We start from the raw sequence: 25,913 nt of genomic DNA, 5'->3' as shown, positions 1-25,913 counted from the left end.
GACTTGACTCGACGCACTCTCATCCGCAGTTGAGGCCGTCGGGCAGAACAGCATGCGGTTCACTGACTGTGACCACGCGCGGCGGGCCGGCGCGCACGGACGGCGGCATGTTAGTTCGCTCAGCTGTTCGTCGTTCAGAGTGTTGCCGGCAGGTACTGAAGGCCGTCGACTTCCGGCAGTCGGCGCAACTTCGGAGGGTATGCGTCGGTTAACTGAATGTGACCGAACCTCCTGCGCCTGACCGGCGGAGCCGATGGCTCGTTCCACTCGTCGTCGCTGCGGGCGTCGCCGCTGTCATCGCGGTCGGCGTCGTTCTGGTGCGCACCCATCGGGACACGTCCGCGACGGTCGGTGACGCGCTGCCGTCCGCGTCGCCCGGGGTCGTCAGTTCCAGCTATGTGGAGAGCCACTGGCGCCTGACCGCGGTGACCGAAGGGAGCGTTACCACGGCGATTCCCGCGTCTATCGACGCGTCGCTGGAGTTGGCGACGGACGGCACGGTGTTGGCCTCTGACGGCGTCAACGCGATCAACGGGACGTTCAAAGCCACCAGCGAGGGCTTCGACATCTACGGCGGGCCGACGACGCTAGCCGCGTACGGCGGTAACGATCCCGGCGTGCTTGCCGCCGAGAGCGGGATGGGTCTGCTTATGTCCGGCCCACCGCCCGTATGGACCGCGTCACCCGACGCTTCCGGCGCGCCACCTATTGCTTCGGGCGCACCGCCCATCGATTCCGAGGCATCGCCCGTGCACGTCACCGTCCTCGCCGCGAGCCCGGAGCTGCTCACCCTTCAGGCCAGCGGTGCGCGGCTCGCCTTCATCCGGACCGGCCCGGCCGAGGAAGTCAACGCGACGCCGATTCCGGACAACAGCTCTGCTCCCCTGTAGTTGATCTTGGTTTCGTTGACCGGCAGAGCCTGACCAATCGAGGGGCCAGTCGAAGTTCACGAGCGAGCAGCACAACGTGCTGGCGGGCGTCCGAGTCCGGGACGTTCAGCCATCACAGCGGCTGCCTGATCTCCAGGTGGTCCGGCCCGAGCGTTCGGCGGTCATTCTCTGCGGCAGATCCGGACGTTCTGGAATGCCGCTCCCGACATCACAACATCTGCCGGGGCGGGCCATGATGCCGGCGGTGACTCATTTGCAGGCCGCCGCCGTCCGGAACGCGTCGTACTTCGCGACGACATCGTCGTGGTCTGTCTTGAGGTTCTCCCGCGTGTTCGAGTCCACCGTGCCTTGGGCGATCTGCGCCCGGGCGATGAGCACCTGAACGTTGTAGCCGGTGACCTCCCGCTTCAGCTCTTTCGACGCCTGGTCGTCGTAGGCACGCACCACATCGGCGAACGCGTCCCCCGCCCCGATCGCCGCATCGACGCTGCGCGCGGTGAGGGACGTGTTCATCTTCGCCCATGCGGTGTAGACCTTTTTGACCGCGGCGCACTGCGCCCGGCTGCCGGAGGCAGCGGTGGACGAAGCCGGGGTAGCCGCAGCGACCGACGTGGCCTCGGCTGACGGCGAAGCAGCGGCCGAACTCGCAGTAGCAGCCGGAGAGCTCGGAGCGGCCGCCGCATCCGAGGAGTCGGAGTCGGAACCGCAAGCCGCCAGCAGAAAAACGGTCGCGGTTCCAACGATGACGGAGCGCATATACATCGACGGAGGCTACAAGATGACCTTGCCGGACCGGCCGCCGGGCTCGACAGCCGCCCAGTCAGGCCGCCCGGCGAACAAAGCCAGAAATCCACCATTGCTTCTCGTGTAGCGGCCCACCAACCAGATACCCGACGCCGACCACTCGCAACGGATTTCGGCGGCGGACAGAGCGGGCTACCCGCTCATCGGCAGTTGAGGCCGTCGGGCAGAACAGCATGCGGTTCACTGACTGTGACCACGCGCGGCGGGCCGGCGCGCACGGACGGCGGCACGTTAGGACGTCGCGCCAGGGGCCTCGGACGTGGAGGGTTAATCCGCTTGCGACTGGACGATTGCCGGGTTGCCGTTAAGGCACTGCATCTCGGCCGGGTTTGCAACTGCGACGCTGGACACCTCCTGTATCTTGTGGCGATGGCGCTCAAACGAATCAAGTCTGAGGCTGACCACAGGCCCCTTGGACACGTCCGTTTCTGGACGGAAGACCTAGCGGCGATCGTTAGTCTGATTGAGCAAGCCACCCAAGGAGACGTCGAAATCAGAATCGATGACGAGCTTTCCGCAGCTAACGTCACCGACCTAGCCGACTATCCGCACGTGCGCATGACGTCGTTCGTTGTCACTGCCCCTGGTATTGTCTTGATCCTTGGAGCCGGTGTCGCAAGCCTGCGCCTCGACGAGCCGAACCTCACCGCACTTGGAATGGCAAACGAGATTGAACGCATCGCAAAGGTGCGGAGGCGCCACGCTGGCGACTGGCTGGCAGAATTTCGAAAAGCTCTTTCGCTTACGCCGTTCTCCCCGCTGGTAAGAGAATCCCTTCAGGTCTCTGGCGGCAACGAGAGTGTAGTCCTTTACGCGAGGTCGCAAAAGGATGCACCGACCTGGCTGGCGCGCAACAAGGATGGCCTGACGACCAATGTAATTGTGAGTGCCGTATTCGGCGTCCTTGGCTTCCTCGCCGGATACTTCATTCACCGATAAGGGTTGATTATGTGGGCAGCAGTTCGCCGCCTTGTTGTCGGCTGCCATCGTCGGGCATCCTCGGCTCGCCGCTATCCGCAGCATCGAGCTTGCGTGCCAGCCCGCCTGAAGCCTTTCTATCGCCGGTGGGGTTTCATCGATCAGGTTGGCGAGTCCCGGGTGATGCGGAGAACTGTCGATCTCCGCCTTGCCGGCAGTCCTAGTCAAGACCCATTGATCTCGGTAGAGCGGGGCAGCGTCGTCGGATCCCGACAGCCGGTCATGCCCCCAGACAGCGTCGCGGCGCCCCGAGCGCCCGTTGCGTCTTGACCAAGGCAAACGAGATCTCCGCCTCGGAACCAATGAGCAAGCGCTAGTCGAGGTTGACTCGATACCGCGCGAGCAGCGGGGTTTGGCCGCCCTCAATGGCAAATAACCTATTCGTCTCGCCTGGAGTAAGTGCTAGAGTCAACAGGATATCTCCTGCCGCCTAAGAGGGCTAGAATAGGAGGCCAATCACAATGCCGAGGATGAGAAAGATCGCGCTAACGATGACGTTGGAGGTAAGGTTATCCGCATTCCTTAGTAGATACGAAGCCTTCCTTGGTCGTGTCATAACATAAGCGCTGCTGCGCCCCCGTCCCGGCAAGAGCGCAAGAAGAAATGCGCCTACTGCAACTCCGGCGGAAATTAGGGCGACCATGATCTCCCGCGCAGACGGCGTCGAATGCGGTCCTGTAACCTCTTGGAGGCCCGCGACCGCGACCATCGCCGCTAACAACCCGAGGGCAAGTGTCGGAAGTTGCCAATAAGCCCTCGGCTGATTCAACCAGCGTCGCCTTTTCGACGTAATTCGTTGGATCTCAGTTGCCATGCCGCGAAGGGTCAGGTTTGGGTCGTGCATTGTCAGCGCGGCTTCACGATCCGATAAAATGATCTCGACCCCAGCTTCATCTGCAGATATCAGGACTGCTCTGACCCGAGACTTCGGGTAAGCAGTCAAGTCGGAAACCTCATCGGCTTCGTACTCACCGTCTATGAGAATTTTTACGTCGTTTGGCGCGGCGGCCTCGCGGACAATGCGAACGATCTGCTGTAGATCGTCTAACCACAGCCGACTGTGGTCGAGCAGTCGGCGCTCGACGTCCGACCTGATGCGCTTGAGTGGCATCACGCCAAGATACAGAGGATTGTTGATGTTGGGCGTTCACCTGTTCGGCGTGATCCAGTGCACTCAACCCGGCAGTTCAGGACGCCATGCACTATCGGTCGACGACTTTCTACGCCCGGGTTGACTGGTTGGGCCTTGCCGCCGGAGCGGCCCCGAGCTTGGCGGCTGCTTCGGGAGGCCGGGCGCCTAGTCGGCCGTTAGAATCGATGGGTGAGTCATCGAGAGATGCTGCGCAAGGTGCGCCGGCGGCCTGAGCTGCATCTGGGACGTGGCAACCTCGATTTCGAGAAGTTAGTCGCGTTCGTCCAGGGCGTGGACATCGGTACCAACCATCGTCTGCTCGACGGCTTCCGTGAGTACCTGATTCTGCGACTCGGCGAAGAGTCGGCGTACTGGTGGCCGGATCTCGTCATCAAGGTCTGTGTTCCGCACTCCGTGCCGCAGCCAGAACGCGAGGAAGATATCCGTGCCGCAGTCGGTGGGTTGTTCGATCTGCTGGACGAATTTCTTGCCGAGTTCGCTGAGGATCGCAGCCGGCGTCGCGTGTTCCAGGAGTACATTCTCTGGAAGCAGGGACTGAGCTTTTACGACCTTGATCTGGAACGGTTCCAATCCTCGCCACCGCCGGAGCTGGGCAGTGTGGAGGCGGCGGTGATAACGCTTGATACGACGCGAACCGCTTTCTTCGACCTGGTTGCGGCCGGAGAGCTTGAGGTCTTCCGCGCTGGCGCCACGGCGCTGGTCCGTAGCTCGCAGATTGCCGAACTTCTCACCCGTCAGCACAAGGCACTCGGCGTCGAGCCCTCCGAGATGGCCTGACGTGGCGTCAGCCGGTCCAGTGCATCGAAGTGCCGCTGCTGAGGCCCAGCTTTCGGCTCACCAACATGCACTCATCTCGGATCCGTGCGTTCCCCGCACCAGGTGTCGTAACGGGGTGTGACGAGGACTCGATGGCGGAGATCGACGTCCTGCACGGTTGATCTCGCTATTTGGAGGTTTCCCGTGCCTCCTCCACAACCGGACAGTGGGCACGTTCGGCCGTACGCGGTTGGGCACGTTCACCTGCACGCCGACAACGACCCTACCTCCACGCTCGGTCCCGGTCTCCGGTGGAGGTCATACCCAAGTGGGCGCCGCAAGCACCAATCGACGCGGTTCCGACACGCGATCGTCCTGGGAGCGACTTGGGTCCAGGATGGACAGTCTATTTAACTGTTTTCGCAGGTAGAAGTGTGCGCAGATCGCCGTCGCTGCCTTGATCCTTTGGATTAAAAGTCCACAGCTCTGCCATTGAGCTAGCGGCCCGCGCGATCAGGTTACCCGACCACTGCAGGCGAGGCGGGGCAGCGTGCGGCCGTGCGCCGAATGTCGTAGGTCAGCGCCCTCGTGGTGATGGGTTGTCAGGCGTGGTCAGGGCGTTGTGCGGACGGGGCGCAAGTGTCGTCCTGGTTCACGCGATCGTCAGGGCTTCGGACACGGCTGACACGCGCCATCACAGGCAGTGTCGCAGGCCTGGGCGTGACACGGAGGGCGAACTCTCCGTGCGTCGTCGTCGACGAGCCAGCGTGACGGCAGCCACCGCGGCGAGCAGACCGCCCGCGCCGAGTACGGTGGGGACGGCGATCTTCTTCCGCTCGTGTTTCTGCCGAATCTGCCGAATCGCCTTGTCGACCTTCCCTTGCCTGGACAGGTTCTCGGCTCGTTCCCAGGTATCTGCCGCCGCTGCCAGGCGCTTCTCAGCGGCGTCCAGAGCCGTTGGCGCCTGCGGAGACGTCGTCCCGCGGGCGTACGTCCGGTCGAGCTCTGCAAGGCACTCGTGCCCGTACTGCAGCCACGCGGCGACGAGCTCATCTTGTGCTGGACTGGAATACGAGGCCCAGGCGGTCAGCATGCGGTCGGCTTCCGACGTTGAGAACCGTAGTGGCATGGTCGCCACGAGGATCGGAAGACCGCGTTCGTAGGCGTCGATCAGCCGCTGCTCGGCCTCAACCTTGCTCATGCCCGGCAGGATCCGTGCCGTCGTCGCGGTGTAGCGCATCAGTTCGGCGTTCCTGCGCACGTTGGCCTTGTCGCCGAGACGCATATTTCGACCGACCGAGTCACCGAACGATTCGTCAAAGATCTGCTTCTGCTCATCTGCGCTGACCAGCAACACGCTGAGAGGCGCAGCGACCAGCGACACGGATGCGATGACGGCGAGGACGACGATGACAATCCCCCCTGCCGATCGCCGCCCCGCGCCCCACCGGGCGACAGCGGAACCGGTTCGAGGTGTCCTACGCATGGGTTACCTCACTGTGCGGCGCCGTCTCCGCCCGGGTGCAGGCAGCGGGACGTGCCCTCGATCGGCGCGGTGACCGGCGAGTTGAGCGCTCAGCCGATGGCGTGATCCGTTGTTGAACCGAACTTGAGGCCCGCTTGCGCCGTGTCGTCGCCGACACGCCGGAGACATCACGAGCACGCTCACAGAGAGGAAGCCATGAGCGCACACCGAGTCGAAGCCATGGCTTGCGTTCGGCTCGAGTAGGGGCTGGGGTGCTCAGCGGTAGATCGGTTAGCCCGATCGTGGCCTGAGGTTGCGGGAAGCCCCATCGATCCGCCGCCATCGGCCATCGGCCAATGCTAGTCATTTGACTATAGTCATGCGTATGGGTGCCCCGGTCCTTCGCCTGATGGGCGCACACGAGATCCGGCTGCGGTTGGGCAAGATCAGTCGGCAGCGGGTTTACCAGATCACTAGTGGAAGCGACTTCCCGAAGCCGGTTGCGGATCTGGCGCAAGGCAAAGTGTGGCTCGGGAGCCAGGTGGAGGCGTGGATTGCTGAACACCGGCCCGACTCGGAGCGCGGCGACAAGTGAGTGTCGTTCGGTGAGTTGACGAGTGGTTGTGCGTAGTTGCGCAGTAGACGTGCGCATAGCAGCCGGCGCTACGGTGCCACGGTGTCGATCAGTTGTGCCGTGTGGTGTCGACTCCGGATGGGCGGTCATCCACGAGCGCGGTCTGGGTCGGGACGCGCGGCCGCAGCGATCACCCGATTCCTGTACGGCCAGCGCATATCAACCGTCGACCAGGGATGATGGTGGGGTGCCGAAACGACGGCTTGTGGCGCTCGCGGCGGCGATGGCGCTCGTCCTGGCGGGGGCGGCGTTCCTCATGGGACGCCTCGGGCTGGAGCGTGCCGATCAGCTCTCCAGTGTCCTGGCTTTGTTCGTGGGGGTGTTCGCGCTCATCGCTGCGCTGATCGCGATGCTTCCCCCGCGCCTTCGGGTGCGGACCAGCCGCCGGCATCGCACGGCGTGGGGACGCCGGGCGCTCCGGGACGACTTGCGGCGGCTTCTGGAGGCGACGCGGTCGGCAGCCGACCGCTCCCCGAACACGCTGCTGGGTGCACGGCGCACGGCGGTGTCCACGGTGTACGTGCAGCAGCGTGTCGAGCAGCCACGAGCCACCGTTGCGCGGCCGGACGGCCGTCGACGTCGGCCGAGCCGGCTCTCCGACGAGCGGCTGTTCCTACCGTTCGATCAGCAGCCGCACGTGATTCCGGTGCGGCGCCCCTTCGAACGCGTCTTCGACGAGCATCGGCATCTGCTGATCGAGGGCGGACCGGGCACCGGCAAGTCGACCACGGCGGGGCAGGTATGCCGGCAGCTGGCGGCATCATGGCTGACCGGGCAGGAGTGCACGCTCTCCGCGACGCCGCTCCTCCCGCTGCTCGTGACCGCCCGGGCGCTCGCAGCGCACGTCACCTCCACCTGGCAGGAGGCGCTGGCGGCAGCGGCGTTCGGCGGACTCGGCATGAGCAGCGGTGAGCACATCGAACCCGAATTGCTCGCCGACGCTGTCAACGGCGTGCCGTGGCTGATCGTCGTCGACGGGCTGGACGAGGTACCGGCGGACGAACGAGAGACATTCCTGCAGCGGCTGTCCCGCTGGACGTCCTCCACCACCGGCCCCTACCGGCTGCTGATCACCACCCGGCCGCTGGCCGGCCACGCCACCTCGATGCTCGGCGCCGGCTCGATCGGCCACTACACGCTGCTGCCATTCGACCGGCGGTCGCTCGGCGAGTTCGCGCACCGGTGGTTCGAAGCGGACGAGGACGGCCCGGACCAGGCAGCCGGGTTCCTCGCCCAGGTGACGGCCGCCGGCCTGCACGACGTCGCGTCGGTGCCGCTGATGGCGACCATCGCGATCACTGTCTATGAAGACAACCCCGGCACCGGACTGCCGCGCAACCGGCACGACCTCTACGAGCGCTACCTGCATTGGCTGCGCCAGCAGAACGCCGACCGGCAGGACGCTGCCCGGAGGCAGCTCGTCGCGGCTCTACGCGACGAAGGCACCAGCGACTCGGTCGTCGATGCGCTCTTCCAGCGCACCGACGAGCTACTGGAAGAGCTCGCCGTCGTGCGGGTGGAGAGCCGCCGCTCGCTGGTGCTTACCGCTATCGAGTGGCTGCGGCGCGAGGCGGGCCCGGTGACCGGCCGACCGCCTGAGGACTGGGGACGGCTCGTGGCCGAAGCACTGGTTAGCACCGGACTGCTGAGCCGCCGGGACGCCGGGCCCGACTTCATCCACCTGACGTTCGCCGAGCACTTCGCCGCACGACGGCATGCGGCAGAGCTGTCGGCTAGTTTCGATCCGGACGACAACAAGTGGCGGTGGTGGTTGCACCACGCCATCCACAAGGACCCCGTCGCCGTGGCGGTGCTGACGCGATGGACCCGGGAGCATCCGGCCGGGGATCTGCTGGCGTGGCTGCTCGACGGCGTCTCCACCTACCACCAGGTGGCGGTGCGCCTGGTTGCGGAAGGGGCGACGGCCACCGACGAGCAGCTGGCCATCTGCCTCGAGACTGTCGACCGCGAGCTGCGGACCACGCTCGGGCCCTACCCCGACCGGACGCTGGCGCCGCTGCGCCGGTTCCCGCCGTCGCCCGTGCTGACACGGTGGCTGGAAGCACAACTGGAGAGGGTCGCGGCCGGCTCACCGACCTGGTCCGCGGTCGCCGCGATCCTGGGCGACCGAGATCGCCGCCGCCTTCCGGAGCTCACCGAGAAGCTTCTCCGGACTGTCGAGAACAAGCGGTCAAACGGCGGCCGGCTCGCGGCGGCCAAGGCGCTGGCCGACATCGCGCCGGAGATGACCGCACGGACGGTCGAGACGTTGCGAAAGGCTTTGGACACGCCGGCCGACGCCACCGTCGACAGAATGACACTCGCCGCGTATCTCGCCGAGTTCGACGGCGCGCCGCGCCGCGCCGCCGTCCGGACGATGCGGGAAGTTCTGCGCGACGTCACGAGTCGGCCCGAGCACCTGCGTACCGCGGCAGAAGCGCTCGCCGAATGGGACGGTGACTCGCGGCAGGAGATTGCCGAAGGCCTGCTCGCGTTCCTCCGCTCCGGACGCGTTCCGCACTATCACCAACATGAGATCGCCAAGGCGATCATCGCGATAACTCCTGAACATCAGGAGGAGATCGTTCGCTGGGCCGTCACGCACATCGATCGGCCCGCTTCGCAGCCCTACAGCCGGCTCGAGGTGGCGGAATTCATCGCGGGCCTCGGGCCGGGACAACGTCACCTGGCTGCGGAGAAACTGCGGGAGATCGCGACGGACATCACGACCGACGCCCAGGAGCGACTCGCGGCGGCCGGGCAGCTTGCCGGCCTCGGCGAAGAGTGGTGGCCCGACGCGATGGAGACCGTCTGCGGGGCGGTACGGGAAACGTCGCTACGACGAGCAACAGTCTCTCTCGATCCGCTGCGCGGGGCGGACCGCGACCTCCGCGATCAGGTGGTGCAGGCGATCGTCTCGATGGCCGACGACGAAATCGACCCGCGAGCGCAGGACTACATCCGGGCCGCGGCGGCCGACTTGGACCCGCGCTACCAGAAGCACGTTGACGCGGTCGCCCTCGCAAAGATCAACCCGGTCATGTCCCTCGACGAGCTCGCCGACGTTCTCGACATCAGCAGCGACACGACGCCAGCCTGCTCCGTGCAACTCGCGCACATCGCGAAGCGCCATCTCACCGACGCCTCTTCCGACCTGCCGGCCGAGGTGGTCTTCGGCCTGGCCAGGGGCCTGCTCGATTACGGACGGAAACACGCTCTCGCCGCTGTCGCCGCGTTGCGCCGAGCCGCGGCGGATGAGCTGACGCCGGACCGCTTTCGGTTTCAGGCAGCGCTGGCCCTGGTCCAGCGCTCCGACGATGCGCGGACGGCTCAGGACGTTGTCCTGAAGATCTTGGCGAGCACGTCGCCTACGAACGCTCACCTGAACCCCGGCCAGGTCATGCAGCTCCAGCGGATGCCGTCCTACCGCCGCGCAGTGCGGGCGGCGCTGTGTGCCGGCCTTCGCAATCCGCACCACGGCGTGTGGCTACGGGTGTCCATGGCGAGCCAGCTCGCCATGAGGTTCCCGCGAGCCGTGGATGGAGTCAGGGGCGAACTGCGTCGCCTGCTCGACGAGCGCACGAACAGACCCTGGGAACGCCTGAGAATCGCCAGCGCGCTCGTCGATCTGTCACCCGACCCCCGTGCGGCAGACGTGTTCCGGTCGGTCTCGCTCGACCCGCATGCCCCGGTCGATATTCGCGCCACGGCAGCGCTGCGCCCGGCCATCGCGGAACAGGACCAGCCGAATGTGGAGACTCTGACGGCACTGGCCGCCGACCGGCACGCCGGACTGAGCAGTCGCGCCTCGCTGCTGGACGACCTGCTGCAGGTGGACACCGCGTGGCGTACCGCCGCGCGCGAGCTGCTGGATGATGCCTCCGAGGCGCCGGTCGATCTCCTGGCGACGGTGTACCTGCCCACCGCTGGCCGCCTCCTCATGGGGATCTTCGCCCGCATCGGCACCCCGGCCGACCTGGCCACCGTCGGCGACCTGTTTCTCCGATCTCTAGCCTCGGACGACCTGGACCGCTACGACTGGGAGCAGATCGGCGGGCTCCTGGCCCGGCTCGATGGCTGCCCGGCTGCCCTACGATCCGCTCTCACCGCCGACGTGCCGTCGATCGCGACGCTGGAGGCCGCGGTAGAGGTGCTGCCCGAGGACAGCGCCCTGTCGGCCGGTGTCCGCCGCCTCCTCGATGACTCCTCCTCCCCGGCTCGGGTTCGCATCCGCGCGCTGGAAGTCCAGCTTCGGCTCTCGCCGGCGGACCGGTCACGAGCCGTCGCGACCCTCGCAGCGACGATGGCTTCGGAGGCCGATCCGAGACGCCTGCCCGCGATCGACCGGGTGACCACCGCGAGGATGCTCTATGCGATCGTGGCCCACCGCCCGGCTGCCGGCGCGATGCTCACCACGATCGTCGCCGACGAAACCGAGCCGCTGATCTGTCGCCGGAGTGCGTATGACGTGCTCGACGACGGTGGTCCGCGCGCTCGACGGGCCGCCGCGGACGCCGGTCTCGCCGAGCTGCACGACGAGTGCCTCTCTATGACCGCTCGATGCTCGGCAGCCGTCCGGCACGCCCGTTCGGCGCCGGGGTCGACTGTAGAGATGGTTGCCGCCCTGCGCCGGCTCCTCGTCGGACCACTCAACGACGAGGAGCGCGCCGAGATTCTGCTCACCGTGCTCGCCATCGACCCCCGCTGTCAGGACGAACTCGACGCCCTGCTCGTCCTCATGCGAGATCACACGACGACACCCAGGATGCTGGTCGCAGTCGCGAGCCGCCTGTCGTCCGGCACGCCTGTTCATCGCCTCGCCGCGGGTGAGGCGCTCGAACAGCTGCTCGGGGCGCCGGGCCTGCCCGCCGGCCGGCGGGTCGCCCTCCTCGGACCGCTGGCCCACATGCTGCCGGACACCCTGCCCGCCGCGGTCGAGGAGCTGACGGCGGTCGCGACCGACCCCGCGCTGCCGCCGGCCACCCAGGCCAAGGCCGCGATTGCCCTCGACGGGTTTGCCTCCAGCCCGGCGGCCCGGGCGGCCCAGACGGCTCTGCTCGCCATCCTGGACCACCCACTGATGGCGGCCCATCACCGGGTGCTAGCCGGGCGGTTGCTGCTGCAGTCCTTCGGGCCGCATCTGCGCGCGGTGCGGCAACGCCTGCTCGACCTGGATACCGAGCCGGCCGATCGGCTCGCCGCGGCGGTCGTTGTCCTCCGGGCCTACGGCCCGGAGCCGGCGGTCCGCCTGGGTTCGCCGCGACCGGCCGCCGAGGAAGTGGTGCGGCGACTGTTGCAATCTCCCGGTCTGCCGCCGCACGCGGCGCTCGACGCCGCCGTCGCACTTGGCGACGCCGAGGCGCTACGACGTCTTGCGGGCGACGAAACGGTCCATCGCTACCTCCGGGTTCGCGCGCTGAGAGAGATCGCCGAGGTGTCCGGGGGTGAGGAGCACGCGCGGCGGCTCTGGGCCATCGTCGACGATCCAGGGGAGCGGCTGGATCATCGACGCTGGGCCGCCGAGGCCTTGGCCGACATGTCGCCCGACCTCCGGCGCCCGGCCCGGGATGGGCTTCGCGCCTTGGACGGCGTGCACCTCGACCCTCGCGCGCGACGAAGACTCCGGCGTTCCATCACATTCATCGACAACGGGGAGCGCTGGATCGGACGTTGAGACGCGGGAGATTGAAGTAGGTGCGCGGGTAGAGCTCGTCGTCGAGCGAGTAGTGCCACCATGTACCTGCCGCGGGTAACAAGCGACGGCCTATCAGGCCCTTCACAACGTGGGGTGTAATTGGGGACCGAAATTCACCGGGGCGCCCGTCAGGGATCGGCGCCGGCTCGATGCTGGCGGCGGCGCGTGCTGCCGGAGGGGCCGTCGGCAATGATGTCGGCGTGGAGTATGTGTCCAGGGTGCCTGACCCGCCGCTCGACGGGCTGATCGACGACCTCTACTACCTGGAGGGCGCCCCGCCGTACTCCCGGTTGATGCTGCCGGCGGCGCCCGCGCCATTACTCATCGTCAACCTCGGGGCGCCGTTTCTCATCCGCGCAGGCACCGACGTAGACGCCGTGGAGTACGCCGACGGCTGCGCGGTCACCACGCCCACGCGTGCGTGGGAGTTCAGCTACCCAACCCCGACCCGGTCCGTGGGCGTCCACTTCAGGCCATGGGGCCTGGCACCGTTCCTTCCGATGCCCGCGGCCGAGTTGTGCGACCGACCTGCGACGGTGGAGCAGATCTGGGGCGAGCCCGCTATCGCTGAATTGCGACACCGACTGACCTCGGCGGACGCACCGCACGAAATGCTGATGTTGCTCGAGGAGGAACTGGTGCGACGGCTGCGGGTGATCGACGGTCTTGACCTGGTCCGCCAAATGAGCAGCGCCCTCGAGGCGACAGGCGGGACAGTGCCGATCAGCGACATCGGTGTGGCGGCCCGGGCCAGCAGCACGTATTTGGCGAAGCGGTTCAAGGCCGTAATCGGTGTCACGCCCAAACGGCTGGCTCGCAGCTACCGCTTCAGCTCCACCGTGTTGGCACTCGACATCGCTGCACCGAAAGACTGGGGGCACGTTGCCGCTCGTGCGGGCTACTTCGACCAGGCCCACTTCGTGCGCGAGTTCCGGGAGTTCACCGGGCTCACGCCGACCCGGTACACCGAAGTCCGGCGGCGATTCCTGCGCGATCATCCCGACCACGTCCTGGACGGCTGGCCGCTCCCAGCCGATTGATTTCATACAAGAGCGACAGCTCACGCCGCACAAGACTTGGGACTCCAAACAGAGGAGGAATCCATGGGAAAAGTGGTCATGAACGCGTCGGTTTCGGTGGATGGTTTCATCGCGGCTGAGAACGACGATCCCGGTCCGATCTTCGAGTGGCTGGTCAGCGGTGACGTGCCGTTGGACGACAGTGGCGTTCTGAAGGTGTCGCAGGCTTCGTTCGACTACGTCCGGCCTTACTGGGACGAGGTCGGGGTGACCATTGCCGGCCGTCACGCCTTCGACATCACCGACGGCTGGGATGGAACGCCTCCGAGTGGGATCGACCATGTGGTCGTGGTGAGTCACCATGGTGCGCCCGAGGGCTGGGACCTCCGGGCGCCGTTCCACTTTGTCGACGGCCTCGAGGCGGCCGTGGCCAAGGCGCGGGAGCTTGCGGGTGACCGTACTGTCGAGTTCGCTGCTGGCGACGTCGGCGGCCAGGCGCTCGCCGCAGGTTGGGTCGACGAGGTACGCATGGACGTCGCACCCGTCGTGCTCGGGTCCGGTAAGCGTTACTTCGGCTCCGTCGACGCGCAGCACCTGCTGGAAGGCCCAGACGTAGTTGTTCAAGGCAACCGGGTGCTTCACCTGCGCTATCGGGTGCGCCGTTGACCGATCTGAGTGGGTACGCAAAGAAGACCGCTGCGACGGTGACACGAGATCGGGCGTCCGGCTGCGCTTGTGCATCGCTGCCCCGGGACGAAAGTCGTGGTCTTCCAGATTGGCACACCTGGACTTGTCTGACGCTACCTTTGCCTGCCCTGACCTGACCAAGTTCTGCCGGCTCGATGAGCTCGGCTTGGCCGTCACCGGCCAACGACTCAGGCCCGACCGTGCGGTGCTGGCATGCCGGGTCGTCGAGCCGGACCAGTGGTGCCGTCGCTGTGGTTGCGAAGGCATACCGCGCGACTCCGTGACCCGGGAGCTGGCCCACGAGCCGCTGGGCTGCACGGAAGTCTCCTGCGTTTCACAGCATTCTCGATCCGGGAACCAAAGCACCCTTGCTGCGGCGCGTCACTTGGTGTTCTTGCGACGGGCAATTCTGCGCCGACACGAGGCGAGCCGGTGCGCGACAGCGCCGAATGCCGCGTTCCGGCTCCGGCGAAGCCGCGGGCGCATTGCACCAGCCCAAGCGCGAAGCTTCTTCGATGTCGGCGGGATGCTATCGCCACCAATCGCGACCAGTAGGCCGAAGGCCTCCGCCAGGAAGTTGCCGGCGATGCCTAAACCGACGCCGGCCAGGAAGAGGCTCCGATTGAGCCAATCCTGCCGAGCGGTGTCTTCTACGGAGACGCGGACGGCGGCTGCTTCCGCACCGTACACATATAGGCCGGAATCTCCGCCGACTGGATGGACATTCTCGAGTGTGTCCACGAAGTCGCCGTCTTCACGCTCGGCGAACCTGTTCGTCTTGCAGTTTCGCCACGTAACGCGATCCCGCTCCTCCTTCTGCAGTCGCTGCGGGAAGAGGTAAACCGGAACCATGCCCGGACGCTCGGCGTAGATGACGCTCACGCAGTGCCTAACACCTACCTTGCGTTTGACCGCCCGACTTTCGGTGGTTCCGATCGACTCGAGAGTGAGTACTTGCGCCGGCGGACCGTAGAGATTCGATTTCCCGCTGCTCTGCCGCCATACGGTTTTCCTTCGAATCGGACACTCGACGGCTACACCGAAGGTCGCCGAGGTGGCTCCGGCGAAGACGGGGTCAGAGCTTGGATCGTTGACCCGAATGGAGAACCAGCGAACCGGCTTGCGGCGATCGGAGTCTTCTGAGGCGGCCGCAACGATCGAACCCTCGTGGGCCTGGCCGACTCGCTGCTCGATCGCCACTCCATCCCCCTCGGAAGCATGACATCCAGCAACGAGGTCGCTCGCCTTCCCGGAAAAGGCCAGGGGAAGGTCCGGGAGCTCGATTCCATTACGCCAAACGCCACTGACTGAGATGGTCAACGTGTCGACGTTCGAGGACTCCTGATCGGCACCGCTATTGTTGGTGGGGTCATACTCGAGCGTCATTTCGACGTGCGAGTACAGGAGAGGGTCAGGGACGATCAGGTAGACGCCGTCTCCGTCCTCCCATCGTTGCGGTTCGTCAATCCTTACGTAATCTTTGTAAGCGGGATACAGGAACGCAAGAATTGCGGCTGCAGCGGCGAGGTAGATTCCCAACTTGATGCTGTTCGACCGCATGGGACCCCCTGGGCAGGCTCTGTCCAGTATGGCATTGTTGAACAACCGCAGTCATCCGGGCCGTAGTCCTGATCGACCCCCGAACCGGTGAATTGACATCAGTAGAGCAGTGCGTCTGCATCGGGACGGAACGAGGAAGGTGGCGCCGCTCCGATGCGGCAGATCGCAGACCAATTCGAAGGCGCCTCGCACGGTGTTCGACGGGTGCGGCGATGACGGCGGGCTGACCTGTAAGCCGGAGCATCTTCGCGCGCACGCCTTGCACGCCGGCCCGTTGCGATCGCGGCTCGAGCACGTCCAAATCGCAGGCCTGCGGCCACCGGGTTGACGGCGCCGGTGCCGTCCTCTACGTTTTGTTGAGCACGCGTTCAACAAAGGGGGATCGGTATGGGCCGTCGACCGACGTGGACCGAGCCGGAGCTCCTGGCGACGGTGATGGCGGTGTTTCGCCGCAAGGGCTTCGCGCACACCTCGGTACGGGATCTCGAGCAGGCAACCGGGCTGCACCCGGGCAGCCTGTACAAGGCCTACGGCAACAAGGAAGGGCTGTTCACCGCGGCCCTGGCGGCCTACAACGAGCAGGTGGCCGCCCACAGGGTGCGGATTCACCTCGACGAGACCGACCCGCCGCTGCGGGGCCTGCACGCGTTCTTCGTCTCGACCTTCGACGGCGGCGAGGAGGCCAACCCGGGCTGCCTGCTCACCAACACCGCGGTCGAAGCGCCCGCCCTGGCCGGTGTCGGGCGGGACGCGGTCGCCGCGGGCCTGGAGCTGATCGAGGCCGGATTCCGGCGAATGCTGGAGCGGGCCATCGCCGCCGGCGACCTCCCCCCGACCACCCCGAACGACCAGCGCGCCGCCGAGCTACTGGCCCTCTACCAGGGGGTGCTGGTGCTGGTGCGGTTCGGCACGGCCCCCGCCAAGCTTGCCGGCATCGTCGCCCACGCCCTGCCCGCCCTCCTCGCCACCCACACCCAGGGAGAACACTGACCCATGCCCACCGACACCTGGCATGCCTACGCCGCAGCGTGGACGGCCCCCACCGAACAGCGCCGCGCCCTGCTCGAGCGTCACGTCAGCCCACAGGTCGCCTACCGCGACCCGGTCACCGAGGTACGCGGCCGCGACGAGCTGGCCGGCTACATGCACGACTTCGGACAGGGGTTCCCCGGACACCGGTTCGCCATCGTCGCGGTCGACGCCCACCACGGTCGCTCGCTGGCCCACTGGCAGCTACGCGGTCCCGACGACGTCGCGGTCCAGGCCGGCATCAGTCACGCTGTCCACGACGCCCAGCACCGCCTGACCGACATCACCGGCTTCTTCGCGACCCCTGCCGCCGGACCGGGGTCCGGGGTCGGCGCCGGATGAGCACCACGGACACCGCCACCCTCGAGTCCCTCGTGGACCGACTGGCGGAGCTGATGCCCCTACGGACCCGCGGTTTCTTCGGCGGAACCGCCCTGGTCTGCGACGGAACGCAGTTCGCCATGGTCATGGGCACCACCGTGTACTTCGTCGTGGACGAGGCGACCCGGCCCCGTTACCGGGCAGCAGGCTCCGAACCCTTCATCTACCTCACCGGCAGCGGCCCGGTCACCGTGGGCCGATACCACGCCGTCCCTCCCCATGTGCTCGACGACCCCGAAACCCTGCACGCCTGGGCCGGCCAGGCCATCCAGGCCGCCACGACCGCCCCCGCCCGCGGTCGGCGTCGGACCGGCCGCCAGCACCCACGAACCCCGACCCGATAGCCGCCCTCCGCACGGGCAACACCTGCCCGCACGAATCCTGCTCGCCCTGACGACGGCGCAAGAGGGGGCCGGGCTACGGCAAGCGGGTGGAGAAGGACGGTGAGGCGGGGGTCAGGCGGCTTCCGTTTGCTGCTGGCGCTGGTGGTTCTGGTTGTGCCGGAGGGCTTCTTCGAGTTGGTCTTCGAGGATGATGATGCGGCAGGCGGCTTCCAGAGCGGTGCCCTGGTCGACCATCTCTCGGGCCCGTGCGGCGAGGCGCAGCTGATAGCGAGAGTAGCGGCGGTGCCCGCCGGCTGACCGGAACGGGGTGAACAGTTTTGCCTCGTCGAGCCGGCGCAGGAAGTCCTGCGAGGCGCCGACGATTTCCACGGCGCGGCCCATCGTGTAGGCGGGGTAGTCGTCGTCGCCGAACATGTCGTCGAGTTGGGCCATATACACCTCCATGACGAGGGCCCCGGCGCGGGAAGCGCCGGGGCCCAGGGGTTACGGGCTGAAAACACCATCTACCGACAGGTTCGTCGGTTTGTCGTATCCGCACCTGCCGCTATCAGCGGTTGGGTGCGAGGATCGCATAAGCGTGACCGGAGACCACCTCACGTTCGATGGAAACTGCGGTGTCCACCTCAGAACTGGAACTACGTTCTGACGGCGGGCGATCCAACGGCGTCTAACCCTCCCTTTCCTCTGCTTCCATTACCTGTGGTGCTGTCGTGCTCTCCGCCGGTGTCGGAACCCCACGCAAACTTCGTGGCCCCGCACACGTGCGACGGATCTTCCTGCATCAGACGGGACCCTGAGCTTGCGTTGGTCCTGCCTGCATCGCCTCGACCTGGAATTACGTCAAGGTCTTCCACTTGCACGTTCCTTGCTGCGTGCGGTGAGGCGTACTTCCACCGCAGTTGCCGAGCGAGCCACGAACGGTTCCGGGCCCTGCTTGACGCTCGGTCTGTTTCGTCTGCGTTTTAGACGATCTCTGTTGTCAACGTCAGAGACACTATCTGATCGTGGAGAGCATGTCTAGTTGTTCCCGCCTAGATTTTCTGGGCAGCCGACCGGGCTTTCAGCCCGCATCGACGGCCCGGAAGGTGGCATTGACGGCATCCGCACTGCGGCAAGCACCGCCGCTCGGGGCTGTCACGTCACCGCGCGGACGGCCCACTACCGGCGACACCGCCTCGGCTCTCTTGAGGGGACGCGACCCGTGGCGGGCTGCTTGCCACAACGTTCCTCGATTCGGCCTTCGACTCTTCACCGCGGCGGCCTTCGGTCGAACCGTCTGGATGGGACCCGGCGACCTATGAGGCGGCGATGGCGATGGCGTGGCAGATCCGCGGCGCGGGACGACGGTTGCCGCGGCTGAACCTCGGCGACGTTGAGGTCGAGCTCTGGCCCGCGCGGCGACTATTGGTTGCGCAGCGGGCTGGCCTGCCCCCGACCTTGTCCGTGGCCGAGCCTGGTGCGGTCCCGGTCTGGCGATGACGGCAGGCGCGGCGCTGGGCGACGCGCCTGCCGTTGGCCGTTGTTACTTGGCGAGGCGGCCGAGTTCCGCGATCGCCTGGGCCGCCCGGATGTACTTGTTGCCGGCCAGGTCGCCAATGGTCTTGATGTTGAACGCCTTCTGCAGAGCCTCGCCGTCGGCCTCGCTGACTCCGGACAGTGCGGAGACGGGTGCGTCGGCCAGCTCGACCAACGGCGTGGACTCAAAGGCCTTGTCGAGCAGGGCGTCGAGGTTTACGGAGATCGGCATGCATGCGTTCCCTTCGCGAGGCGACCGCTGCCGAGCGTTTGCCCGGCCTCAAGCGCGACCTTTGCCGCTACCCGACCGGCCGAAACCTCTGGCCCACCAGGTGGGTGAACCAGCTCGGACCCGGTGCGTCACGATCGATGAAGGGGCGGCCGGACCACTAACCCCGGTTGTAGTAGTCGATCAACGATGAGCTCGGCCCGGGGCGCACGGCCGTGAGGCCGAGCAGCCTGGCATCCTCGCCGCGCAGCCTCTCGGCCGCGGTATCGCGTGAGGACCGGTAGGTTCCTTGAGGATGGGGACGACCTGTCGACCCGGCGGTCGACCGATCGTGCAGCCCGATGAGCCGCCTCAGCGGCCCTAGAACGTCATTGCGCCTGTGGTTCATGTGCCCTCCCCCGAATGGCGTGTGACCCCTGCCGGGCTGTTGCCCGTGCCGGCCACAGGTACTGCTTGTGTGCTGCGCGCTGAATCAGGCGGCTTCCTTCCGTTGTGATCTCGCCCGCTACGGGGCGTCGACCTTCATCGTTGAGGTTCGATGCCGGAAAAGCTGCTGCTTTTGTCACAGGAGAAGATCAACTTCGCCGTACGAGGACATTCCTGTCCGAGCTGACCTGCGACGACGTCGATCGGTGTGACGCTTGCAACGTCGTCGTGACATCTCGCGAAGTGGACTCGCGAAATTCGGTGCCGACGTCGGTTGTCTGTTGTTGAGGGTGCTCTCCACGTAGGTGAGTCGTGGGAAGCCGAAGGCCCGTTGTCTGGGGCAGAACTCGGCGTACGGACGGCGCCTTCGGCGATCAGCCGGTCTGATCACGCAAGGATTACGACCTTGCTCCGGCGCTATCGGGCGTAGAAGAGGTAGCGCCGGCGGGGCCGGGAGAGTCGGGAGTCAGTGATGGAAGCCGGAGGCGGTTGTGCGGTCGTGCTGCGGCGTGTGCTGCTTCTCCAGGCGGGGTAGCTGCTTCTTGAGGTCGTCGACCAGCATGTCCGCCAGGTCGTGGGTGAAGCCGCGCCGGACGACGACCCGCAGCGCCGAAAGGTCCTCCCGATTTTTCGGGAACTGGTAGGCCGGCACCTGCCAGCCGCGTTCTCGGAGCGCCCCGGATACGTCGAAGACCGTGAAGTTCCTGATCTCGTCTCGCATCTTGAAGGCGAAGACCGGCAGTTGGTCGCCCCGGGTGAGCAACTCGAAGGGGCCGAGCTCGGCGATCCGTCCGGCCAGCCGGGTGGCGACTTCTCGAGCGTACGACTGGACGCGGCGGTATCCGCAGTGGCCCAGCCGGAGGAAGTTGTAGTACTGGGCGATCACCTGTGCGCCGGGCCGGGAGAAGTTCAGCGCGAACGTCGGCATGTTGTCGCCCAGGTAGTTGACCCAGAAGATCAGGTCTTCGGGCAGGGCCTCGGCGTCACGCCACACCGCCCAGCCGACGCCGGGGTAGACCAGCCCGTACTTGTGGCCGGAGGCGTTGATCGAGGCGACCCGGGGGAGCCGGAAATCCCAGACCAGGTCGGGGTCGACGAAGGGTGCCACGAACGCGCCGGAGGCACCGTCGACGTGCACCGGTACGTCGATTCCCGTGCGCTTCTGGTACTCGTCGAGCGCCTGGCAGATGTCCGCCACCGGTTCGTACGAGCCGTCGTATGTGGAGCCGAGGATCGCCACCACGCCGATGGTGTTCTCGTCGCAGTGCCGTACGGCCTCCTCGGCGGAGAGGATCAGGCGGTTGCCCTCCATCGGGATCAGCCGCATCTCCACGTCCCAGTACGCGGCGAATTTCTCCCAGCAGACCTGGACGTTGATGCCCATCACCAGGTTCGGCCGGTCCGCCGGCGCACCTGCTGCCCGCCGGCGTTGCTGCCAGCGGCGTTTGAGGGCGAGCCCGGCCAGCATGGCGGCCTCGCTGGAGCCGGTGGTTGAGCAGCCGGTCGCCTGGACCGCCTCGGGTGCGTGCCACAGCCGGCTGAGGATGCTGACGCAGCGCATCTCCAGGTCGGCGGTCTGCGGGTACTCGTCCTTGTCGATCATGTTCTTGTCGGCGCACTCGGCCATCAGCCGGTCCGCCTGCGGCTCCATCCAGGTGGAGACGAATGTCGCCACGTTGAGCCGGGCGTTGCCGTCGAGCATCAGTTCGTCGTGAATGATCTGGTACGCGGCGTCCGGCGGGAGTTCGTCCTGCGGCAGCTCATAGCGGGGTCGGTGGTGCCGGTCACCGGCTCGCCGTCGATGGCGGTGATGATGTCGCCGGCCTGCAGATCTGCTTTGGCGGCCGGTCCGTTGGGCACGACGGACCTGAGGTAGACACCGCCGCTCGGTACGGTGACCGCGCTGACGCCGAAGTACGCGTGCGTCACGGCCCCGGTTGCGATGATCTCGTCGGAGATGGACCTCGCCAGGTCGACCGGGATGGCGAAGCCGAGCCCGATGTCGCCCGCACTGCCGCCGCCGCCCGGCCCGGAGCTCGGGATGGACGCGCCGGCCGACGGCACGCCGATGAGTTGGGCCTCGCAGTTGACCAGCGCGCCGCCGCTGTTGCCGGGGTTGATGGCGGCGTCGGTCTGCAGTGCGGAGACGAGCAGCGCCGTCTGGCCGTTGTCGCCGGGCACCTGGATGGTCCGGTCGAGCGCGCTGACGATGCCGGAGGTGACGGTGCCGGACAAGCCGAGGGGCGCGCCGAGGGCGACGACCGGCTGCCCCACCCGTACGTCCGCCGACTCGCCGAACGGGATGACGGGCAATGGCGGCTGGCCGTCGACCTTGATGACCGCCAGATCCGCCTTGGGATCCCGGCCCGTGATGGTCGCCGGCACGGTCCTGCCGTCGTTGAACAGCACCGACACCTGACCGCCGCCGACCGCCAGTGAGATCACATGGTTGTTCGTGAGGATGTAACCGTCCTGGCGGACGGCCTCGCCCGATCCGGTACCGCCGGCCTCGCCGTTGGTCGCGCTGATCGTCACCACCGACGGCAACGCCTCGTCGGCCACCTTGGTCACCTCGCAGGTGGTGGCAACCTGTTGCTGGGCGGCGGCCGGTGTTTTCGCCGCATCCGATTTGTTCGCGGCAACGACGACACCGCCGATCACCGCGCCCAGCACGGCCGCAACCACCATGCCGAGCCAGATCCGCCAGCCTCCGTCGCGCCGGGGTTTCCTGTCCGTCATCGGTTCAGCACATACCACCGGCGGCACACCTGACATCACCCTCGGCGAGGGATGTGCGACCCGCTCACAAGGCCGAAGTCGAAGGGACTACGTCAGCGCGTCACGTCGATGCGGTCGAAGTCGGGCGCGTAGTCGGTATCGTTGCGCATCTCGATCGTGTTGGCGCCGGCGTTGAGGGAGAGCCGCAGGCTGAGGGCATCCACGGTGTACCAGTCCGGGCTCGCCGGAAAGGTGAGGTTCCCCAGCGAACGCCCGTTGACCAGGATGGTCGTATCCCGCGGATCGCCCGATATGTACTGGATCCGGACGCTGTAACTCCCGGAATCGGGCACTGTCAGCCCCGTGAAGCGCAGAAAGTTGGACTCGTTGTTGCCGACGAACCGTACGACGAGGCCGTCGGAGGCGTCGTCACGCGGCATCGGCCGGGCCTGACCGCCCATCACGTTGCGCTGCGACTCCGCCTCGAAGGACGCCTGGAACGGTGCCGGGCTGGTCGGGGCAGTCGTGGCGGACGGCGTGGGCGAGCGTCGCGGTGCCGACGGCCGGCCGACACGCACGGAAGCGGGTGAGCTCCGGACCGGCGAGGTGGACGGCGAAGATTCGGACGGGCTTGGCGCCGGCCCGGCCGCCGAAGGAGCGGACGCGGAAGGCAGCGGACCAGCCGCGGAGGGCGGCTGAGCCACCGGAGCCGGGGATTCGGGCTCGGAGGGGAGGCCGACCAGTGCACCGACCCCGCCGAGGCCGACGATCATCGCGGCGACGCTGACGACGCCACGCCTGCGTCTGGTCGATGCCGTCGCCCGACGCCGGGCGGTTCGGGTATTCGTTTCGGCGGCCGCCGGACCCGCCGCCCCTGGGTCGTGAACCGGTGGCGTCGAAGGGGTCGCAGGGTCCTGCGCCGGGGGGCGTACGGAATTGGCCGGCGGCAGCCAACCGCCGATGCGCAGCGTGTTGGCGGTTGGCTCCTCGTGCATGAGCTTGATCGTCCTCACTCCGTGGTCCGCCGAGGTTAACCTCGCGATCTGGCGGCACGGCCCTCTGTTCGGACGGTCTTCGTACGGTCAGCTGGCCAAGATCATCTGACCGACCGGCGGACACCGGTCAGCGGATCAGGCTGAGCAGCGCCGCCAGGGCCAGCAGGATCAGCGCCGCCTTCAGCATGTTGCCGGCGTCGCGCAGGGATCGGTACTTCGCGGTGGCGATGCGGGAGAGCACCAGCAGTTCGTCCAGCTCATAGTCTCTCGCCAGCGCCGCCCGCAGCCCCTCGCGATCGCACTGGGCCCAGCTCAGGAAGCTGCCGCCGCCGGAGGAGTCCAGGCGGGGCAGGACGACGTTGAGCAGGAACCAGACGGCGACCGCTGCCAGCAGGCCGCCGGCCACGGCAAGGACCGTTATCGGCCAAACCTGGTCGAACAGGATTTTGGCGTTGGCGGCGACCGGGCCGGCCGCCAGCGCCACGGTTGCCAGGGCGATCGACGCCTGCGTGTTCGCGCTCGAGATCTCGCTGCGTACCGTCGCGGACTCCTGCTCGATACGGGGGTCGCTCGTCACGGTGTACCGACCCGGCAGGCGGTCGTGACGGTCGCGACCGGGTCGCTTTCCGAGGTGATGGTGACCGCCGCCTTCGTGCCTCGCGCTGCGCCTGCGGTGCGCTTCACGTAGACGTCCACCCCGGACGAGCGGCCGGCGGGGATGCCGGTGACGGTGTGCGGCAGCCAGGTCGTCCAGCCTGCTCCGGCTGACGCGGCGATCCTGTACACGTCAAAACCTGGGGACGGCGCGGTGTTGCGTACCGGAATCCGGCAGCGGGCCCACCCGGAGGGCGCCACGGCGGCAGTGTCTGGTGCGGCCGTCACGCCGCGGGTTTGCGGGCCGGCGCCGTCGAGGGAGCGGACCGCCACCGTGTACGACAGCACGCCGGCTCGGTCGCGCCGCATGTTCAAGACGTAAAAGTGCAGGCGGTTGGCCGTGTCGACGTACTCGTATTCGCTGCCGGAATCCGTACCCGCGTGGAATAGAGCGTCCGAGAGCTGGCGGTAGTCGCCGATGGTCATTTTCTGGGGGGTGCCGTCCGGTAGGACGAAGTCGACCTTGTCGATGTCCTGGGGGTTGGCGTCGACGGTCCAGATGAACGGCGCGTTGTCCTCGTTCTTGGTCTTGGCCAGCAGTACGCCGGAGTCCGGGGTGAACGAGTCGAAGCCTTGGCGGTCGACGACCTCGAGCGTGTAGTTGTCGTAGCCGCCGCCGTCGCAGTACGGGTCGGTCGCGGTGTTGCAGGGCGGAGCGGCGTCGCCGCCGTCGAGGGCGACGTTGATGCCGGAGAGGCCGTGCGGGCCGGGCTGGACCTCGCGGGCAGTCAGGCGGGCCATGACGACGCCCGAGTCGGCGAGGGATTCGCGGGAGAGGCGCAGGACCGAGGCGTCGTCGATGATTCCCAGCTTCATCTTGTTGCGCAGCATGTGCTGGGCGCCCATGGACGAGCCCGCCGTGCCCGGGATCAGCCATCGGCTGTGCGGGCCGCCGGGGCCGTTGAACGTGCCTCGGCTGAGCATCTCCCACGGGCCGCTGTAGTCGCGGCGGGCGGGCACCGAGTACGGGTTGTTGTAGTTGTCGCCCACGCCGAGGATGTGGCTGAACTCGTGGGCATACGTGGACATGCCGGAGCTCTCCGCCTGCAGTGAGCTGCCGCCGCCGGCGTTGGGCCAGATAGTGGACGAGGCCTGCCAGGAGGTCCAGTCGACGTATCGCGTCGCGTTCCAGTTGGGCAGGGCCTCGTCGGGCAGCCCGAAGGCGTCGGACACCTGTTCCTTGCCGGCGAACTTCATCTGGCCGAACTCCTGCCAGGTGGACGACTCGTCCTGGCCTGCGGCGAGGAAGAAGACGAAGTCGAAGCTCGAGGCGACATCCTCGCCGGCGGCTGCGATCCAGGCGGCTTTGGCATCGGTACGCAGATCGCGGCCGCACGTGTCACCGGACGGGCAGCCGAGTCCCCGCTGCATCGAGTTCTCGATGCCGTACTCGTGGCTGCGGTGCGGCATCTGGTACACGCCGAAGGAGGTGAGGTCGATGCCGTACCGGCCGCCGGAGTCCTCCATCCAGTACTCGTGGATGGTGTGGCCGCCGTTCAGCGTGCCGGGCCGGTTGAGGAAATCCCGGTAGAAGGCCGGTGCGTCGGCGCGCGGCAGATCGTGCACGCTGGACGGGTTGCCGTAGATGGTGGAGTTGGCCGGCTGGGTGACGACGAGCGGCTGGTTCGGGAAGTCCACGAGCACGAGGGCGCCCCGGAAGTTCTCGACCGATCCGGGTGTCGAGGGATCCGCCCAGTCGGTGCCCGGAATCGGCGCGTAGTCGTCCCAGGTCATGGTGTCCGGCAGCTCGTAGTTCTGCGGGTCGACCGGCCGGGGTTCGCCGGCCGGGTACGTCCGGGCGGCGGGTTGCGACCGCTGCCAGGGCTGGGTCTGCGGCCAGTGCCGCATCCGCCACGGGTGTTCCGAGCGGGCGCCCGGTGGCGGCTCGGGCGCGGCGTGAGCCGGAGCCGCCGTCAGCGCGCCGGTCACTGTCAGGAGCACGGCGCCGAGGGCCGAGACCACACCTCTGTTCACGGACACG

General features: G+C 67.1%; 21 protein-coding genes and 1 pseudogene. 11 read left to right on the top strand and 11 right to left on the bottom strand.

Features of this window, described 5'->3' with window-relative positions; genetic code table 11:
* Positions 1–317 precede the first annotated feature (317 nt).
* The gene (locus AB0368_RS06465; protein WP_366152738.1) at positions 318–890 is read left to right on the top strand and encodes a hypothetical protein; all 573 of its coding nucleotides are present in this window, start codon (positions 318–320) and stop codon (positions 888–890) included.
* 249 nt (positions 891–1,139) lie between these two features.
* Here AB0368_RS06465 and AB0368_RS06460 read toward each other — a convergent pair whose 3' ends face one another.
* Positions 1,140–1,646, bottom strand: coding sequence for a hypothetical protein (locus AB0368_RS06460; RefSeq protein WP_366152737.1), 507 nt, complete (start codon positions 1,644–1,646; stop codon positions 1,140–1,142).
* A gap of 417 nt (positions 1,647–2,063) precedes the next feature.
* Between AB0368_RS06460 and AB0368_RS06455 the strand changes: the two genes are divergently transcribed.
* Positions 2,064–2,633 (top strand): hypothetical protein, encoded by a 570-nt coding sequence (locus AB0368_RS06455; protein WP_366152736.1) that lies wholly within the window; start codon positions 2,064–2,066, stop codon positions 2,631–2,633.
* Positions 2,634–3,111: 478 nt separating this feature from the next.
* On the opposite strand, the gene AB0368_RS06450 is transcribed toward AB0368_RS06455, so the two are convergent.
* The gene (locus tag AB0368_RS06450) at positions 3,112–3,783 is read right to left on the bottom strand and encodes a hypothetical protein (RefSeq protein ID WP_366152735.1); all 672 of its coding nucleotides are present in this window, start codon (positions 3,781–3,783) and stop codon (positions 3,112–3,114) included.
* Between the two features lie 210 nt (positions 3,784–3,993).
* Here AB0368_RS06450 and AB0368_RS06445 point away from each other — a divergent pair, with 210 nt between their 5' ends.
* On the top strand, positions 3,994–4,602 hold the full coding sequence (locus AB0368_RS06445) for a hypothetical protein (protein WP_366152734.1): 609 nt from the start codon (positions 3,994–3,996) through the stop codon (positions 4,600–4,602).
* A 673-nt stretch (positions 4,603–5,275) separates the two neighbouring features.
* On the opposite strand, the gene AB0368_RS06440 is transcribed toward AB0368_RS06445, so the two are convergent.
* Positions 5,276–5,965, bottom strand: a complete 690-nt coding sequence (locus tag AB0368_RS06440; protein ID WP_366152733.1) for a hypothetical protein — start codon at positions 5,963–5,965, stop codon at positions 5,276–5,278.
* Between the two features lie 466 nt (positions 5,966–6,431).
* Between AB0368_RS06440 and AB0368_RS06435 the strand changes: the two genes are divergently transcribed.
* The 5 genes and pseudogenes from AB0368_RS06435 to AB0368_RS06415 form a co-directional block, all read left to right on the top strand.
* A complete protein-coding gene (locus tag AB0368_RS06435; RefSeq protein ID WP_366152732.1) occupies positions 6,432–6,641 on the top strand; it encodes a DNA-binding protein in 210 nt (69 codons plus the stop codon).
* A gap of 226 nt (positions 6,642–6,867) precedes the next feature.
* Positions 6,868–12,354, top strand: coding sequence for an NACHT domain-containing protein (locus AB0368_RS06430; protein WP_366152731.1), 5,487 nt, complete (start codon positions 6,868–6,870; stop codon positions 12,352–12,354).
* A 221-nt stretch (positions 12,355–12,575) separates the two neighbouring features.
* Complete coding sequence (locus AB0368_RS06425) at positions 12,576–13,415, top strand: helix-turn-helix domain-containing protein (RefSeq protein WP_366152730.1); 840 nt, start codon at positions 12,576–12,578, stop codon at positions 13,413–13,415.
* A gap of 63 nt (positions 13,416–13,478) precedes the next feature.
* Positions 13,479–14,060, top strand: a complete 582-nt coding sequence (locus AB0368_RS06420; RefSeq protein WP_366152729.1) for a dihydrofolate reductase family protein — start codon at positions 13,479–13,481, stop codon at positions 14,058–14,060.
* A gap of 124 nt (positions 14,061–14,184) precedes the next feature.
* Positions 14,185–14,394: pseudogene (locus tag AB0368_RS06415) on the top strand (ISL3 family transposase); the annotation flags it as partial.
* Positions 14,395–14,462: 68 nt separating this feature from the next.
* On the opposite strand, the gene AB0368_RS06410 reads toward AB0368_RS06415, so the two are convergent.
* Complete coding sequence (locus AB0368_RS06410) at positions 14,463–15,641, bottom strand: hypothetical protein (protein WP_366152932.1); 1,179 nt, start codon at positions 15,639–15,641, stop codon at positions 14,463–14,465.
* 387 nt (positions 15,642–16,028) lie between these two features.
* Here AB0368_RS06410 and AB0368_RS06405 point away from each other — a divergent pair, with 387 nt between their 5' ends.
* The 3 genes from AB0368_RS06405 to AB0368_RS06395 are packed head-to-tail and all read left to right on the top strand — an operon-like array spanning position 16,029 to position 17,395.
* Entirely contained in the window at positions 16,029–16,631 is a 603-nt protein-coding gene (locus AB0368_RS06405) for a TetR/AcrR family transcriptional regulator (RefSeq protein WP_366152728.1), read from the top strand.
* A gap of 3 nt (positions 16,632–16,634) precedes the next feature.
* Positions 16,635–17,012: a nuclear transport factor 2 family protein gene (locus AB0368_RS06400; RefSeq protein ID WP_366152727.1), complete on the top strand. Its 378-nt coding sequence runs from the start codon at positions 16,635–16,637 to the stop codon at positions 17,010–17,012.
* Entirely contained in the window at positions 17,009–17,395 is a 387-nt protein-coding gene (locus tag AB0368_RS06395) for a TfoX/Sxy family protein (protein WP_366152726.1), read from the top strand. Before AB0368_RS06400 ends, AB0368_RS06395 begins: the two co-directional genes overlap by 4 nt.
* 111 nt (positions 17,396–17,506) lie before the next feature.
* Here AB0368_RS06395 and AB0368_RS06390 read toward each other — a convergent pair whose 3' ends face one another.
* The 7 genes from AB0368_RS06390 to AB0368_RS06360 form a co-directional block, all read right to left on the bottom strand.
* Positions 17,507–17,827: a MerR family transcriptional regulator gene (locus AB0368_RS06390; protein WP_366152725.1), complete on the bottom strand. Its 321-nt coding sequence runs from the start codon at positions 17,825–17,827 to the stop codon at positions 17,507–17,509.
* Between the two features lie 1,090 nt (positions 17,828–18,917).
* Positions 18,918–19,142, bottom strand: a complete 225-nt coding sequence (locus tag AB0368_RS06385; RefSeq protein ID WP_366152724.1) for a hypothetical protein — start codon at positions 19,140–19,142, stop codon at positions 18,918–18,920.
* Between the two features lie 889 nt (positions 19,143–20,031).
* A complete protein-coding gene (locus AB0368_RS06380; protein WP_366152924.1) occupies positions 20,032–21,282 on the bottom strand; it encodes a glutamate decarboxylase in 1,251 nt (416 codons plus the stop codon).
* Positions 21,267–22,304, bottom strand: a complete 1,038-nt coding sequence (locus AB0368_RS06375) for a trypsin-like peptidase domain-containing protein (RefSeq protein WP_366152723.1) — start codon at positions 22,302–22,304, stop codon at positions 21,267–21,269. Before AB0368_RS06375 ends, AB0368_RS06380 begins: the two co-directional genes overlap by 16 nt.
* A 92-nt stretch (positions 22,305–22,396) precedes the next feature.
* Entirely contained in the window at positions 22,397–22,861 is a 465-nt protein-coding gene (locus tag AB0368_RS06370; protein ID WP_366152722.1) for a hypothetical protein, read from the bottom strand.
* Between the two features lie 544 nt (positions 22,862–23,405).
* On the bottom strand, positions 23,406–23,855 hold the full coding sequence (locus AB0368_RS06365) for a Pycsar system effector family protein (RefSeq protein WP_366152721.1): 450 nt from the start codon (positions 23,853–23,855) through the stop codon (positions 23,406–23,408).
* A complete protein-coding gene (locus AB0368_RS06360; protein ID WP_366152720.1) occupies positions 23,852–25,906 on the bottom strand; it encodes a M6 family metalloprotease domain-containing protein in 2,055 nt (684 codons plus the stop codon). The genes AB0368_RS06365 and AB0368_RS06360 overlap by 4 nt, the downstream gene beginning before the upstream one ends.
* Positions 25,907–25,913: the final 7 nt, after the last annotated feature.

The organism is Actinoplanes sp. NPDC051475, assembly GCF_040689425.1.
Lineage (GTDB): Bacteria > Actinomycetota > Actinomycetes > Mycobacteriales > Micromonosporaceae > Actinoplanes.
The sequence above is the reverse complement of the archived record's forward strand: the minus strand, read 5'-3'. Positions and strand labels throughout refer to the sequence as shown.

Excerpts from the sequence above, each read along its gene's own strand:
- AB0368_RS06460 (WP_366152737.1), bottom strand. The coding sequence starts at position 1,646 with ATGCGCTCCGTCATCGTTGGAACCGCGACCGTTTTTCTGCTGGCGGCT.
- AB0368_RS06455 (WP_366152736.1), top strand. The coding sequence starts at position 2,064 with ATGGCGCTCAAACGAATCAAGTCTGAGGCTGACCACAGGCCCCTTGGA.
- AB0368_RS06450 (WP_366152735.1), bottom strand. The coding sequence starts at position 3,783 with ATGCCACTCAAGCGCATCAGGTCGGACGTCGAGCGCCGACTGCTCGAC.
- AB0368_RS06435 (WP_366152732.1), top strand. The coding sequence starts at position 6,432 with ATGGGTGCCCCGGTCCTTCGCCTGATGGGCGCACACGAGATCCGGCTG.
- AB0368_RS06420 (WP_366152729.1), top strand. The coding sequence starts at position 13,479 with ATGGGAAAAGTGGTCATGAACGCGTCGGTTTCGGTGGATGGTTTCATC.
- AB0368_RS06410 (WP_366152932.1), bottom strand. The coding sequence starts at position 15,641 with ATGCGGTCGAACAGCATCAAGTTGGGAATCTACCTCGCCGCTGCAGCC.
- AB0368_RS06405 (WP_366152728.1), top strand. The coding sequence starts at position 16,029 with ATGGGCCGTCGACCGACGTGGACCGAGCCGGAGCTCCTGGCGACGGTG.
- AB0368_RS06400 (WP_366152727.1), top strand. The coding sequence starts at position 16,635 with ATGCCCACCGACACCTGGCATGCCTACGCCGCAGCGTGGACGGCCCCC.
- AB0368_RS06395 (WP_366152726.1), top strand. The coding sequence starts at position 17,009 with ATGAGCACCACGGACACCGCCACCCTCGAGTCCCTCGTGGACCGACTG.
- AB0368_RS06390 (WP_366152725.1), bottom strand. The coding sequence starts at position 17,827 with ATGGCCCAACTCGACGACATGTTCGGCGACGACGACTACCCCGCCTAC.
- AB0368_RS06385 (WP_366152724.1), bottom strand. The coding sequence starts at position 19,142 with ATGCCGATCTCCGTAAACCTCGACGCCCTGCTCGACAAGGCCTTTGAG.
- AB0368_RS06375 (WP_366152723.1), bottom strand. The coding sequence starts at position 22,304 with ATGACGGACAGGAAACCCCGGCGCGACGGAGGCTGGCGGATCTGGCTC.